General features: G+C 74.0%; 11 protein-coding genes. 7 read left to right on the top strand and 4 right to left on the bottom strand.

What is annotated here, in order from left to right; translation table 11 throughout:
• On the top strand, nt 1-193 hold a 193-nt coding region (locus tag FGF04_RS28705), incomplete at its 5' end, for a transposase family protein (protein WP_328596414.1).
• A gap of 97 nt (nt 194-290) precedes the next feature.
• Here FGF04_RS28705 and FGF04_RS28700 read toward each other — a convergent pair.
• Genes FGF04_RS28700 through FGF04_RS28690 form a run of 3 tightly spaced genes read right to left on the bottom strand, consistent with a single transcriptional unit; the run spans nt 291 to nt 3,139 of the window.
• A complete protein-coding gene (locus tag FGF04_RS28700; protein ID WP_149514213.1) occupies nt 291-1,643 on the bottom strand; it encodes a coenzyme F420-0:L-glutamate ligase in 1,353 nt (450 codons plus the stop codon).
• Nucleotides 1,640-2,599 carry a 2-phospho-L-lactate transferase gene (gene cofD, locus FGF04_RS28695; RefSeq protein ID WP_149514212.1) on the bottom strand — a complete coding sequence of 320 codons (960 nt, stop codon included), beginning with the start codon at nt 2,597-2,599 and terminating at the stop codon, nt 1,640-1,642. Before cofD ends, FGF04_RS28700 begins: the two co-directional genes overlap by 4 nt.
• A gap of 42 nt (nt 2,600-2,641) precedes the next feature.
• Nucleotides 2,642-3,139, bottom strand: coding sequence for a cysteine dioxygenase (locus FGF04_RS28690; RefSeq protein ID WP_149514211.1), 498 nt, complete (start codon nt 3,137-3,139; stop codon nt 2,642-2,644).
• 734 nt (nt 3,140-3,873) lie between these two features.
• Between FGF04_RS28690 and FGF04_RS28680 the strand changes: the two genes are divergently transcribed.
• The 3 genes from FGF04_RS28680 (at nt 3,874) to FGF04_RS28670 (ending at nt 9,685) form a co-directional block, all read left to right on the top strand.
• On the top strand, nt 3,874-4,137 hold the full coding sequence (locus tag FGF04_RS28680) for a WhiB family transcriptional regulator (RefSeq protein ID WP_053723761.1): 264 nt from the start codon (nt 3,874-3,876) through the stop codon (nt 4,135-4,137).
• A gap of 233 nt (nt 4,138-4,370) precedes the next feature.
• Nucleotides 4,371-8,141, top strand: coding sequence for a glycosyltransferase (locus FGF04_RS28675; protein ID WP_149514210.1), 3,771 nt, complete (start codon nt 4,371-4,373; stop codon nt 8,139-8,141).
• A complete protein-coding gene (locus FGF04_RS28670) occupies nt 8,138-9,685 on the top strand; it encodes a DUF5719 family protein (RefSeq protein ID WP_149514209.1) in 1,548 nt (515 codons plus the stop codon). Before FGF04_RS28675 ends, FGF04_RS28670 begins: the two co-directional genes overlap by 4 nt.
• Nucleotides 9,686-9,731: 46 nt before the next feature.
• Here the strand turns inward: FGF04_RS28670 and FGF04_RS28665 are convergent, their stop codons facing one another.
• The gene (locus FGF04_RS28665; protein WP_149514424.1) at nt 9,732-10,184 is read right to left on the bottom strand and encodes a metallopeptidase family protein; all 453 of its coding nucleotides are present in this window, start codon (nt 10,182-10,184) and stop codon (nt 9,732-9,734) included.
• A 341-nt stretch (nt 10,185-10,525) separates the two neighbouring features.
• Between FGF04_RS28665 and FGF04_RS28660 the strand changes: the two genes are divergently transcribed.
• The 3 genes from FGF04_RS28660 to FGF04_RS28650 all read left to right on the top strand — a co-directional run bounded on the left by FGF04_RS28660 (nt 10,526) and on the right by FGF04_RS28650 (nt 14,165).
• Nucleotides 10,526-10,900, top strand: coding sequence for a DUF3499 domain-containing protein (locus FGF04_RS28660; protein WP_188114267.1), 375 nt, complete (start codon nt 10,526-10,528; stop codon nt 10,898-10,900).
• A 200-nt stretch (nt 10,901-11,100) separates the two neighbouring features.
• Nucleotides 11,101-12,717 carry an L-lactate permease gene (locus FGF04_RS28655; RefSeq protein WP_149514207.1) on the top strand — a complete coding sequence of 539 codons (1,617 nt, stop codon included), beginning with the start codon at nt 11,101-11,103 and terminating at the stop codon, nt 12,715-12,717.
• A gap of 77 nt (nt 12,718-12,794) precedes the next feature.
• On the top strand, nt 12,795-14,165 hold the full coding sequence (locus FGF04_RS28650; protein ID WP_149514206.1) for a phosphomannomutase/phosphoglucomutase: 1,371 nt from the start codon (nt 12,795-12,797) through the stop codon (nt 14,163-14,165).
• Nucleotides 14,166-14,276 lie beyond the last annotated feature (111 nt).

Here is a 14,276-nt window from a genome sequence, read left to right as displayed (position 1 = left end):
GCGCGCTGGCGCGCTGCTGCCAGGCCAGGAGGCCGACAACGCGGACCACCGCACGGTGCGGGCCCGGGTGGAACATGTCATCGGCCGCATGAAGAACTACAAGATCCTCCGCGACTGCCGCCAACACGGCGACGGCCTCCACCACGCCGTCCAGGCCGTCGCCCACATGCACAACCTCGCCCTCGCATCATGACCAGAAGACTGTCATCACGGGTCCTGACCTGCCCAAACGCGGCCTTATGCAACACCCTCTAGGCGGTGAGCCGCGGGACAAGTCGGTGGACCGCAGGTCAGCGCACCTCGACGAACGCCCCCGCGTCCCGTGCGGGCCGCGCCTTCGGCTCCTCGGCCGGGTGGCCGACGGCGACGGCGCCCATGGGGTCCCAGTCCGCGGGCAGCGTGAGCACGTCCCGGACGACGTCGCGGCAGAACATCGTCGACGACACCCACGCGGACCCGAGCCGCTCCCCGGCGAGCGCGACCAGGAAGTTCTGCACACCGGCGCCCGCGGCGACCACGAACATCTCCCGCTCGGCCCCGTCGCGCCGGCTGTCGCCGTACGTGTGGGAGCCGTCCATGACGAGGCACGGCACCACCAGGTACGGGGCGTTGCGCAGCACGTCCCCGCGGCGCACCCGCTTCGCGACGGACTCCGCGCTCTTCCCGTCCCGCTCCAGGTCGGCGATCCAGGCGTCCCGCATGGCGTCGAGGAGCCGCGTGCGCGACGCGGCCGACTCCAGCAGGACGAACCGCCACGGCGTCGTGTGGTGCGGCGCGGGCGCGGTCACCGCCGCGGCCACCGCGCGCCGCACGGCGCCGGGGTCGACGGGCTCGTCGGTGAAGGTCCGTACGGTGCGGCGCCGGGTGACGGCCTCCCGTACGGCCTCGGAGGTGCCGAGCCGGAACATGTCGTCGCGGGCCCCCCTGACCATGGGCCGGGCCCCCTCGTCCGTACCGTCCGGGCCGTGCGCGCCGACGACGTGGGAGAGCCCGCGCACGACGGCGACCGGCAGTCCGGCGGCCTTGCCCTTGACCAGGTCTCCCGCCGCGGCGAGTTCGTCGGCGGTGGCGACGACGGTGGCGCCCAGCGGATTGCCGTGCGCGTCCGTGCCGCCCCGCAGGTCGTCCAGCACGCGCACCCCGGCGGCCCCGATGGCGACGTCGGTGAGCCCGGTGCGCCAGGGCCGCCCGAAGGTGTCCGTGACGAGGACGCCGACCTCGACGCCGAGGGCGTCCCGCAGGCCGTCGCGGATCGCGCGCGCGGAGGCGTCGGGGTCCTCGGGCAGCAGCAGCACGGTCCCGGCGGGCGTGTTGGAGGCGTCGACCCCGGCGGCGGCCATCACGAGCCCCTGCCGGTTCTCCKCGATCCGCAGCGGCCCGCGCCGGGCCACGACCCGCACGGTCTCGGCGTCGATGGCGGCCTCCCGGTCGGCCGCCGCCAGGACGCGCCCCTCGGCCTTGGACACGATCTTCGAGGTGACCAGCAGCACGTCACCGTCCCGCAGCCCGGACCCGGCGGCGGCAGCGATCAGCTTGGCGAGGTCGTCCCCCGGCCGCACCTCGGGCAGTCCGGGCAGCGCCCAGACCCGGTAGCCGGGCGCGTCCGGGGCCGGTCCGGTGCCCGGCGGCGTCTCGTCGCTCAAGCGCCCCGCACCTCCTCCGCCAGCGCCAGGGCCTCGCGGGCCATCGCGGCGGTCGCGTCGAGGTCGGTCATCATCAGCGGCACGGCGCGGCAGCGGATGCCCGCCCCGGCGACCCGGTCCACCACGCCGGCGTCCACCGTGTCGACCAGCCAGCCGTCGAGCAGACCCGAGCCGTAGTGCTCGGCGACCGCGGCCGCGCTGGACTCGACCCCGACGGCCGCCAGGACCTTGTCGGCCATGCCGCGCACGGGCGCGTCCCCGACGATGGGGGAGAGGCCGACGACCGGCACACCGGCCTCGGCGACGGCCTCCCGGATGCCGGGCACGGCGAGGATCGTGCCGACGGACACGACGGGGTTGGACGGCGGGAAGAGGATCACGTCCGCCCCGGCGATCGCCTCCAGCACCCCGGGCGCCGGCTTGGCCTGGTCGGCGCCCACCGGCACCACGGCGTGCGCGTCCACGGAGGCCCGCAGCCGCACCCAGTACTCCTGGAAGTGGACGGCCTTGCGCTCGCCGTCCACCTCGACGGCCACGTGCGTCTCGACCCGGTCGTCGGTCATGGGGATCAGCCGGACGCCCGGCTTCCACCGGTCGCACAGCGCTTCCGTGACGGCGCTGAGCGGATATCCCGCGCTCAGCATCTGCGTGCGCACGATGTGCGTCGCGAAGTCCCGGTCGCCGAGACCGAACCAGGAGGGCCCGGCGCCGTACGCCGTCAGCTCCTCCTTGAGGTGGAACGTCTCGTCGGCACGCCCCCAGCCCTGTTCCTCGTCGATGCCGCCGCCGAGCGTGTACATCACCGTGTCGAGGTCCGGGCAGACCTTGAGCCCGAAGAGGTGGATGTCGTCCCCGGTGTTGCCGATGACGGTGATGTCCGCGTCCGGCGCGGCCTGCTGGAGACCGCGCAGGAACCGGGCACCGCCGATGCCGCCTGCCAGAACCACAATGCGCATGGCATGCAGTCTCGCAGGCGGCCACGGCACCGTGTCAGCCGGTCACCGGAGCTCGGCCACCGCGCACCTGGCCGCGTGGGCGCCGTGCATCGGCATCTCGGTCAGCCCCGGGTGGTACACGTGCAGGCTGACGGCGGGTTCGAGCGAGTCGTTGACGACCTCGTGCGCGTAGCCGGGCGCGAAGACGCGCTGCGCGCCCGCGCCCAGGGCGCGCGTGCCCCGCCCGGTGCGCTCGGTGAGCGCTCCCTGCAGCACGGTGAGCACCCCGGAGGAGGGGCCGTGGTCGTGCAGCCCGCTGCCCTGCCCGGGCACCCAGGACAGCAGCCACACCTCGTAGCCGGGGCCGGTCTGCAGGCGGTGGTACCAGCGGGAGGTCGCGTCGTACCGCACGAGGTGCTCCCACCGGGAGCGGTCGGCGGCGAGGGAGCGGGCGAGGCCGACGAACTCGGACACGGTGGACGGGTGTTCGCGCGGCGGCTGGAGCAGGTGCGGTACTTCGAGGATGTCGCCGGCGATCTGGAGGTCGCTGTCGCTGTTCATGAGGTGCGGTGGATTCCTCGGCGGATGAGAGTGCTGGAGGTCTGGGATGTCACGTACCGGCCGCCCGGATCGCGGGCGTGAGGTGTGCCCGGGGGTACGGGCGGTGGGACCGGCGGCCGGTCGTAGGGGACCCGGCGGCAGCGGGAGCGCGGTGAGCTCAACAGCTGCGACAGCAACAGCTACAGCGAGCGTGGACAGCACCGAGGGACCCGGCGGTGCGGGTCGAGGTGAGTGCCAAGTTCGCGAGCATGCCCACCAGCAGACCGGTTCACACCCGCACTGTCAACTTGCCGCCCGGTTTGTGGGAGATGTTTCACCTCATCCGGGCCACCTCGAAAGTGAAAGGTTTGTGCACGGGGTTGTCGGGACACATGGCGCACAACCGGGCGCACGAGCCGTGGCGCGACCCTTCGGTACCTGTGAGATCCCTGCGGTCCACAAGTGATCCGGACCGCTCCGCCGGCCGTGCCGGAACGAGATCGAAGTCCTGGGCGTCTTCCTCCGTACACGTCCTGTGCGGAAGCGGGGTCCCATGGGATCCCTTTCGGCTGTCAGGGTTTATGCCGATTTGAACACTTTCCGCGCAGCCTTGGTTCCGCAGAGTGAATAAGAGGCCCAATAGCAGATCTCGGCTTGACTGGCCCGGATCGGCGCACTTGTAATTTCACTCGTGTCGTTCAGCCGAAATCGGTGACGGCAGGATCACGGGGACGCGAGACGGACGAGGGGCACAGATGACCGAGCTGTTTCAGGAACTGCTGGTCGACGAGGCCGAAGAGGAGCTCGGCTGGCAGGAGCGGGCGCTCTGCGCGCAGACCGACCCCGAGTCCTTCTTCCCCGAGAAGGGCGGCTCCACCCGCGAGGCGAAAAAGGTCTGCCTCGCCTGCGAGGTCCGCTCGGAATGCCTCGAATACGCCCTCGCCAACGACGAGCGCTTCGGAATCTGGGGCGGTCTGTCCGAGCGTGAGCGGCGCCGCCTGAAGAAGGCCGCCGTCTGACCGTGGCCCGATCGCGACCCCGCCGCCCGGCCGCGCTCCGGCCGAACGCCGCACAACCCCGTATAGCGATACGTACTGATACCTGCCGAACGGCCCGTCGCCCACTGGTTGTCCACAGGCGGCGGGCCGCTCTGTCGTCCAGCCGTTAGTGTGGGCCTCCGTCCGGGACGCCCCGTGGTCCCCCCAGGGCACAGGCGTCCACCGCAGTCCAGCGAACCGGGGCCCGTACCTCGATGTCCGTGCACAGCCATTCGGCAGGTCAGTACGACACTGCCTCCGCAGCGTTCGACCCGGCCGGCTCGGCGGCGACCGACCCCGGACGCCCGCCCGAGTTCCCGAAGCACGTGGTCACCGCCGTGCTCGTCTCGCACGACGGTGCCCGCTGGCTGCCCGACGCCGTCGCCGGGCTCCTCGGCCAGGACCGCCCCGTGCAGAACGCGGTGGCGGCCGACACCGGCAGCGCGGACTCCTCCGCCCAGCTGGTCACCGACGCCCTCGGCGCCGACCGGGTGCTGCACCTGGCCCGGCGCACCGGCTTCGGCCAGGCCGTCGAGGAGGCCGTCCGCAGCGCGGGGGTGCTGACCCCGGACGACCTGCCCTACCTGAAGCGCCCCAGCGGCTGGGACCCGGTCACGCGCAGCTGGCGCGACGAGGCGTACGACATGCCGGAGCTGCCGTACGGCGAGCCCGAGCAGTGGCTGTGGCTCCTGCACGACGACTGCGCCCCCGAGCACGACGCGCTGGCCCAGCTGCTGCGCGTCGTGGAGAACGAACGGGACATGGGCAGGGAGGTCGCGATCGTCGGCCCCAAGCTCCGCGGCTGGTACGACCGCAGGCAGCTCCTCGAGGTCGGCGTCACCATCGCCCACAGCGGCCGCCGCTGGACCGGCCTGGACCGGCGCGAGCAGGACCAGGGCCAGCACGACCACGTGCAGCCCGCGCTGGCCGTGTCCACCGCCGGCATGCTGATCCGCCGCGACGTCTACGAGGAGCTCGGCGGCTTCGACCGCAGGCTGCCCCTGATGCGCGACGACATCGACCTGTGCTGGCGCGCCCAGGCCGCGGGACACCGCGTCCTGGTCGCCCCCGAGGCGGTCGTGCGGCATGCCGAGGCGTCCTCGCGCGAGCGCCGCACCGTGGACTGCGTGGGCCGCACCTCCGCCTCCCCGCACAAGGTCGACAAGGCGGGCGCCACCTACACCCTCCTCGTCAACGCCCGCGGCGCGCAGCTGCCCTGGGTCCTGGTGCGGCTCGTCGTCGGCACCCTGCTGCGCACGGTCGCGTACCTCGTCGGCAAGGCCCCCGGACAGGCGGTCGACGAGATCCGCGGCCTCCTGAGCACCCTGCTGCGCCCCGAGCGCATCGTGGCGGGCCGCCGCAGACGGGGCAGCCCGCAGGTCGACAGGGGCGAACTGCGCGCCCTGTTCCCGCCGCCCGGGGCCACCGTCCGGGCCACCGTCGAGCAGGCCGCCGGCAGCCTCCTGGGCGGCTCCGACGCCGAACCGGCCACGGCCGGGCGCCACGGCGGCGCCGTCGAGTCCGGACCGGGCGGCGACGACGCCGACTTCCTCCAGGTCGAGCAGTTCGCCCGGCTCAAGCGCATCGCCCGCAAGCCCGGGCCGATGGTCTTCGTCCTGCTCCTGCTCGTCTCCCTCGTCGCCTGCCGCGAACTCCTCGGCGGCGGCGCGCTCGCGGGCGGCGCGCTGCTGCCCGCCCCCGCGGACTCCTCCGAGCTGTGGGCGCGCTACCTGGACGGCTGGCACCCGGTGGGCGCCGGCGGCACCGAGAGCGCGCCGCCCTACCTCGCGCTCGTCGCGATGCTCGCGAGCGTGCTGTTCGGCTCCACCGGCCTCGCCGTCACCGTCCTCCTGGTGGGTTCGGTGCCGCTGGCCGGCTTCGCCGCCTACTTCGCCTCCCGGCCCCTGGTCCAGTCGCGCCTGCTGCGCGCCTGGGGGGCCGTCGCGTACGCCTTCCTGCCCGCCGCCACCGGCGCCCTCGCGAGCGGGCGCCTGGGCACCGCGGTGCTCGCCGTCCTGCTGCCCCTCATCGCGCGCGCGGGCGTCGCGGCGAGCGGCCTCACCGCGGAGACCGGCCGCGGCAGCTGGCGCGCCACCTGGGCGTACGCACTGCTGCTGACCCTCGCCACCGCGTTCACGCCGATCGTGTGGCCCGTCGCGCTGGTGCTCGGACTCGCCCTGGCGGTCGTGCGCCGCAGCGACATCGCCGCCTACGGACTGCGCCTGCTGGCCCAGCTCGGCACCCCGCTGCTGGTCCTCGCCCCCTGGTCGTTCTCCCTGCTCCCGTTCGGCTTCTTCCAGGAGGCCGGCATGGAGTACGAGTCGAGCGCGGCCTCCGCGCTCGACCTGCTGGGCGCGAGCCCGGGCGGGCCCGGCACGGTCAGCGGGCTGATGCTCATCGGCATCGTCTGCGCCGCCGTGGCCGCCCTGCTGCGCGCCGAACGGCAGCTCGCCATCTACGCCGCCTGGACCGCCGCACTGGTGGCGCTGGTCTTCGCCGCGCTGTCGAATGGCTCCCCCTGGGCCGGACCCGCCACCCTCGTCTACGGCCTCGCCTTCCTCGCCGCCGCCGCGCTCGGCGCCGACGGGGCGCGCTCGCGCGTGGCCGAGCAGAGCTTCGGCTGGCGTCAGCCGGTCGCCGTGCTCATCGCGTTCGCCTCGGCCGCGGGGCCGCTGCTCATCGCCGCCGGCTGGATGATCCGCGGCGCGGACGGCCCGCTGGAGCGGCGCGACCCCGTCCAGGTGCCCGCGTTCGTCGCGGAGGAGAGCGGCACCCGCGACCAGGCCCGCACGCTCGTCCTCGACAGCGACTCGGCCTCCCGGGTCGGCTACACCCTCGTCCGCGGCTCCGGCGCCCGCCTCGGCGACGCCGAACTGGCCGCGGCGGACGGCGACAACAAGATCCTCGACAAGGTCGTCGCCAACCTCGTGGCGGGCTCCGGCGCCGACCAGGCCGACCAGCTCGGCGGCTTCGCCGTGCGCTACGTCCTGGTGCGCGACGGCGCGCCCCGCGAGGTCAGCCGCGTCCTGGACGCCACCCCGGGCCTGAGCCGGCTCAGCCAGCAGGACGGCAGCGCCCTGTGGCGCGTCGACCGCCAGGTAGCGCGCGCGGCCGTCGTCCCCGAGTCCGGCGACCCGCAGCCCATCGCCGCCGGCCCCGTCGACCTGCACACCGACGTCCCCGCCGGCGCCGAGGGCCGCGTCCTGCGCCTCGCGGACACCGCCGACGAGGGCTGGACGGCCACCCTGGACGGCAAGCCGCTCACCGGGACCACCGTCGACGGCTGGGCGCAGGGCTTCGAACTGCCCGCCGCGGGGGGCCGCCTGGACGTCACCTTCGAAGCGCCGCTGACCCACACCGGCCGGCTGTGGGGACAGGGCGCGCTCGCCCTCGTCCTCGTGGTCCTCGCCCTGCCGGGCCGCCGTCGCGACGTCGACGACGACCTGCCCGAGGAGGAGACCGCCGCACCCGTCGAGACCGCGTCGGGCGACGGCCGCAGGGCCCGCCGCCTGCGCGCCCAGGCGGAGGCCGAGGCCGAGCAGGCCCAGCAGGCCGAAGGGGCGGCATCCGCACCCCAGGAGCAGCCGGACGGGTTCCCGTCCGGCCCCCCGGCCGCCCCGCAGGAGGCCCCCGCGGCGGCCCAGGTCCCGCAGCAGCAGGCCTACGACGAGTGGGACTCGTCGACCTACGCGGCCGAGTACGGCACCTACGGCGGTGAGCAGCACCAGGGCGCCCCGCAGTACCCGGCCGACGCGTACGGGCAGCAGCAGTACCAGGCGGATCCGTACCAGGCCGGCCACTACGACCCGTACGCGGCCTACGACCAGCAGAACGCCCCGTACGACCCGTCGCAGCCGTACGGCCAGGGCCAGGGCCAGGGCTACGACCCGCAGTACGACCCGACGCACCAGCAACAGCCGCACCAGCACCAGCAGCAGCCGTCGCACGGCACCGACAGCGAGCGCCCCGACGGGAGCCAGCAGTGAACCGCACCACCGTGTCCCTGATCGCCGGTGTGACCGCGCTCGCCGCCGTCACCGGCTTCGCCTCGGTGTCCGGGCCGGAGGCGTCCGCTCCGGACAGCGCGAAGGCGGCCGACCTGCTGCCCGTGGAGCGCACCAGCCTGCTCTGCCCCGCTCCGAGCACCTCGGACCTGGCCGAGACGGCGTACACGTCCTTCACGCCCGTCACCAAGGGCACCGGCTCGGACGGCGGCGCCGCGCTGGTGACCGCGGGCACGGAGAAGGCCGGCACGGACAAGGACGACGCGGCCGGGGACGACACGGACGAGGACGCGGAGAAGGGCGACGCGGCCGACGGCGGGAAGGCCGGGGAGAAGAAGCCCTTCCTGACGTCGAAGGAGCCCGGCAAGCCGGTCACCGGCGAGGAGTCGGGCGCCGAGTCGCCCGCGCTCGTCGGCACGGCCGAGGGCCGGTTCGCCCCCGGCTGGGCCGTCCAGCAGACCACGCAGGTCGAGGCGGGCACCGGCCGCGGCCTGCTCGGCGTCGCCTGCTCGGCCCCTGACACGGAATTCTGGCTGCCGGGCGCCAGTACGGCCAAGGAGCGCACGGACTACGTGCACCTGACCAACCCGGACGACTCCGCGGCCGTCGCCGACATCGAGCTGTACGGCAAGGACGGCGCCCTCAAGTCGACGGTCGGCGAGGGCATCAAGATCCCGCCGCACGCGGGCGAGTCGGTGCTCCTGTCGACGCTCATCGACGAACCGGAGACCGACCTCACCGTGCACGTCACGGTCCGCAGCGGCCGGGTGGCCGCCGCCGTCCAGGCCCTCGACGACACGCTCGGCGGCGACTGGCTCGCCCCCTCCGCGACGCCCGCGGACCGCCTCGTCCTGCCGGGCATCCCGAAGGACGCCACCTCCGTACGGCTGGTCGCCTTCGCGCCCGGTGAGGCCGACGCCGACCTCAAGGTGCGGCTCGCCTCGCCGACCGGGCTGATCACCCCCGCCGGACACGAGACGCTGCACGTGAAGGCGGGCATGACGGCCGCCGTCGACCTCGGGAACCTCACGCGCGGCGAGACGGGCTCGCTGGTGCTGACGCCGACCGGGAGGTCCGCCCCCGTCGTCGCGGCCCTGCAGGTGGTCCGCGGCAAGGGCGACAGCAAGGAGACGGCGTTCATCCCGGCCACCACGGCGGTCGGCGCCCGTGCGACGGCCGCCGGCAACCGCTCCAAGGGCTCCGTGCTCTCCCTGGTCGCCCCCGGCCGCGGCGCGCAGGTCAGGGTCACGGCCTCCGCGGGCAGCGGCGGCGGCACGGCGGCCTCGAAGACGTACACGGTGAAGGCGGGCACCACGCAGAACGTGCAACTGCCCGTGCCCGGCGGCCTCAAGGGCACGTACGCGCTCACGGTGGAGCCGCTGTCCGGCGGTCCCGTCCACGCGGCGCGGCTGCTGGAGGCGCCCCAGGACGGGGTGCCGATGTTCACCGTGCAGACCCTCCCGGACGACCGGGGCACGGTGAGGGTGCCGGAGGCGGAACAGGACCTCTCGGTACTGACGAAGTAGTCGGCTCCCGGCGTCCGGGACCCGAGTCCGGGCGCCCGGCCCCGGGTCAGTCCTCGCCGTACCGGGGGTCGACGGTCTCGGGGGTCAGGCCCAGCAGCTCGGCGACCTGCTCCACCACGACCTCGTGCACCAGCGCGGCCCGCTCGTCACGCCCCTTGGTGCGGATCTCGACGGGACGCCGGTAGACGATCACCCGCGCGGCCCGCCCCTCGTGCGCCGGGGTCGTGCCGCCCAGCGGCACCGCCTCGTCGCCCCAGCCGTCGTCACCGGCGGGGTCGAACCGGGGCACCTCCAGCACCATGAACTCGATGTCGGTGAGCTGCGGCCACCGCCGCTCCAGCCGTTCCACGGAGTCCTGGACCAGATCCGCGAACACCTCGGCGCGGCTGGCCGAGAGGGGCACCTGGGGTGGCGCCACCGGCCCGCGCATGCCCCGCCCGTGTCGATCACGACGACGGGGCCTGGGCTCGGCGGGAGGAGGCGGTACGGGGTTGTCCATCACCGACGAAGCGTAGTCCCCGCGCACCGCGCCCGCCCGCACCCGGCACGCGTCCCGCCGACGGCGCGGCCACGCTTCCGGCCGATCGCAGGGTGGTCGTTCCAGCCAAGTCACGGCTCGTTTCCGTATCCTCACCGACCACGGGAACCACGGAGATTGACAGTGTTTGCACCGACTCGCGATCACTCGTGCACCTGTCCGACATCTCGTCAACAGCCGTACTCCCAGGTCAAGCAGGCCCGCCGGAAGTCCTTTGTGGCAGGCGTCACAGGGCGACACGGTGGAGTGACCCGGGGGTGGGTCGTCGCGGCCCGCTCAAGAGTGCGGTACCGTCCAACATCGTGAGCCCTGTACGTCGCTGTTCGCGCACCGCTTGCGGCCGTCCCGCCGTAGCGACGCTGACGTACGTCTACGCCGACTCGACCGCGGTCCTCGGCCCGCTCGCCACCTACGCCGAACCCCACTGCTACGACCTGTGCGCCGAGCACTCCGAGCGCCTCACCGCCCCGCGCGGCTGGGAGGTCGTCCGGCTCGCCGACGGCTCCGCCCCCTCCCGCCCCACCGGTGACGACCTCGAAGCGCTCGCCAACGCGGTCCGCGAGGCGGCCCGCCCGCAGGAGCGTGCGGCACAGGCGGGCGGCGGCGCCCGCGGCACGGACCCGGCGGAGGTGCCCCGCCGCGGCCACCTGCGGGTCCTGCGCTCCCCGGACTCCTGAACCCGGGGCCTCCTGGGCCTGGGGCCTCCTGAGCCCGGCACCTCCTGAATCTCCCTGACCTCGCGGGCCCCTCCGCGTGTGCGTTCCGTGCGCGTTTCACTCGACGGTGCGCGCCCATTGACGTGACCTTGTCGCGGACACGACCATTTTCCCCGTCCCGTGAGAAATTGATTTCCGCATCGCGGAATCGGGGAGGCTCCGTGTACGTCCAGGAACTCAAGCCGGTGGCCGACTCGCTCGGTCTGTCCGCCCTCGTCGCGACCCTGCCCCTCGTCATCGTCCTCGTCCTGCTCGGCGGGGTCCGCATGAAGGCCCACCTGGCCGGTCTCCTCGGACTCGGCGCCGCGGCCCTGGTCGCCACGCTCGCGTACGGCATGCCGGTCGGCCAGACACTCTCCAGCGCCGCCCAGGGCGCGGTGTTCGGCCTCTTCCCCATCCTGTGGATCGTCGTCAACGCCCTGTGGGTGTACCGGATGACCGTCCGCACCCGGCACTTCGACATCCTGCGCCGCTCCTTCGGCCGCCTCTCCGACGACCCGCGCATCCAGGCACTCGTCGTCGCCTTCTGCTTCGGCGCGCTCCTGGAGGCCCTCGCGGGCTTCGGCGCGCCCGTCGCGATCTGCTCGGTGATGCTCGTCGCGCTCGGCTTCGAGCCCGTCCGCGCCGCGGTGGTCGCGCTGGTCGCCAACACCGCCCCGGTCGCCTTCGGCGCGATGGGCACCCCGGTCGTGACCCTCGCCCAGGTCACCGACCTGCCCCTGGACACCGTCGCGTCCGTGGTGGGCCGTCAGACCCCGCTGCTCGCCCTGGTGGTGCCCCTGGTGCTCGTCTTCCTGGTCGACGGGCGGCGCGGCCTGCGCGAGACCTGGGTGCCGGCGCTGGCGTGCGGAGTCGCCTTCGCCGTCGCCCAGTTCGCCGCCTCCAACTACGTCTCGGCCCAACTCGCCGACATCGGGGCCGCCCTGGCCGGCGCGGGCGCGCTGATGGCGGTGCCGCACGCCCGCAGGCCCGCCGCCGAGCCCGTACGGGCCGCGGTCCTGACGGGCACCCGCAGCGAGGACCTGGACGAGACGGACCCGCGCCGCGAGGTGCTGCGCGCGTACGCCCCGTACGCCCTCATCGTCGCGATCTTCTCCCTCGCCCAGATCCCGCCGGTCAAGGACCGGCTGGCGCAGGCGACCCGCGTCTTCGACTGGCCCTTCCTGGACGTGGTGAACCCGGACGGCGACCCCGTCGGCGGCAACGTCTTCACCTGGCCGGTCGTCTCCACCGGCGGCACGCTCGTCCTGCTCGCCGGGATCTGCACGGCGGCCGTCCTCGGGGTGCACGCGCGCGTGGCGCTCAGGGAGTGGGCGGCCACCGTCCACGAGCTGCGGTTCGCGATCCTCACCGTCACCTCCGTCCTGGCGCTCGCCTACGTGATGAACCTGTCCGGCCAGGCGGCCACGATCGGCCACTTCGTGGCGGCGGCCGGCGCCGGGCTCGCCTTCCTGTCACCCGTCCTCGGCTGGTTCGGGGTGGCCGTCTCCGGCTCGGACACCTCGGCCAACGCGCTCTTCGGCGCCCTCCAGGTGACCGCGGCGCGGGAGTCCGGCCTGTCCCCGGAGCTCCTGGCGGCCGCCAACAGCTCGGGCGGCGTCCTCGGCAAGATGATCTCGCCGCAGAACCTCACGATCGCCTGCGCGGCGGTCGGGCTGGCCGGCCGCGAGGGGGACCTGCTGCGCAAGGTGTTGCCCTGGAGCCTCGGACTCCTGCTGGTCATGTGCCTGATCGTCGTCGGCCAGAGCTCGCCGGTCCTGGACTGGATGCTCCCGTAGCCCCGCGCACGGCCCGCCCGCGGCACGGACGGATACTTTGGGGTCACCGTCGAGGAACAACTCCAGGAAGGCTGGCCGTGACCGCTGATCTGTCGCAGCTCGTGAAGGCGTACGACGTACGCGGGGTGGTCCCGGACCAGTGGGACGAGACGCTGGCCGAGCTGTTCGGCGCCGCCTTCGCCCGGGTGACGGGAGCGACCGCGATCGTCACCGGGCACGACATGCGGCCCTCGTCCCCGGGCCTGTCGCGGGCCTTCGCCCGCGGGGCGGCGGCGCGCGGCGTCGACGTCACCGAGATCGGCCTCTGCTCCACGGACCAGCTGTACTACGCCTCGGGGGCGCTCGGCCTGCCCGGCGCGATGTTCACGGCCTCGCACAACCCGGCCCGCTACAACGGCATCAAGATGTGCCGGGCGGGCGCGGCCCCCGTGGGCCAGGACACCGGCCTCACCGAGATCCGCGAGCTGGTCGAGACCTGGACCGACGAGGGAGCCCCGCCCCCGTCCCCGGACACGGTGCCGGGCACGATCGGCCGGCGCGACACCCTGGAGGACTACGCGGCGCACCTGCGCGGCCTCGTCGACCTGACCTCGATCCGCCCCCTGAAGGTCGTGGTCGACGCGGGCAACGGCATGGGCGGTCACACCGTCCCGACCGTCCTCGCGGGCCTGCCCCTCGCACTCGTCCCGATGTACTTCGAGCTGGACGGCACGTTCCCGAACCACGAGGCGAACCCGCTGGACCCGGCGAACCTCGTCGACCTGCAGCGGCGCGTCCGCGAGGAGGGCGCCGACCTCGGCCTCGCCTTCGACGGCGACGCCGACCGCTGCTTCGTCGTCGACGAGCGCGGCGAGCCGGTCTCCCCGTCCGCGATCACCGCCCTGGTCGCCGCCCGCGAGCTGGCCCGGCACGGCGGCCGGGGCGCGGTCATCCACAACCTGATCACCTCCTGGTCGGTCCCCGAGGTCGTCCGGGAGAACGGCGGCACGCCCGTCCGCACCCGCGTGGGCCACTCCTTCATCAAGGCCGAGATGGCCGCCACCGGCGCCATCTTCGGCGGCGAGCACTCCGCGCACTACTACTTCAAGGACTTCTGGAACGCCGACACGGGCATGCTCGCGGCGCTCCACGTCCTGGCCGCCCTCGGCGGCCAGGAGGGCACGCTCTCCGCGCTCGTCGCCCAGTACGACCGCTACGCGGGATCGGGCGAAATCAACTCCACGGTCGACGACCAGGCGGGGCGCCTCGCCGCGGTCCGCGCGGCGTACGAGGGCCGCGAGGACGTCACCCTCGACGACCTAGACGGCCTGACGGTGTCGTCCACCGACTGGTGGTTCAACGTCCGCCCGTCCAACACGGAACCGCTTCTGCGTTTGAACGCAGAAGCTCGCGACGAGGCAACGATGGCCAAGACCCGGGACGAGGTCCTGGCCATCATCAGGGGCTGAAGATTTTCGCCCGCGCGTCCGGTGGGGGCGGGCCGCGCAGTTCCCCGCGCCCCTAAGGGCGCCCTCAGGGGCGCGGGGAACTGCGCAAAGGGGGGTCTGGGGGCGCAGCCC

The organism is Streptomyces apricus, assembly GCF_008369065.1.
In the GTDB taxonomy this organism is placed as follows: Bacteria; Actinomycetota; Actinomycetes; order Streptomycetales; family Streptomycetaceae; genus Streptomyces; species Streptomyces apricus.
Note: the sequence above shows the minus strand (reverse complement) of the source record. Positions and strands in the feature narration are given on the sequence as shown.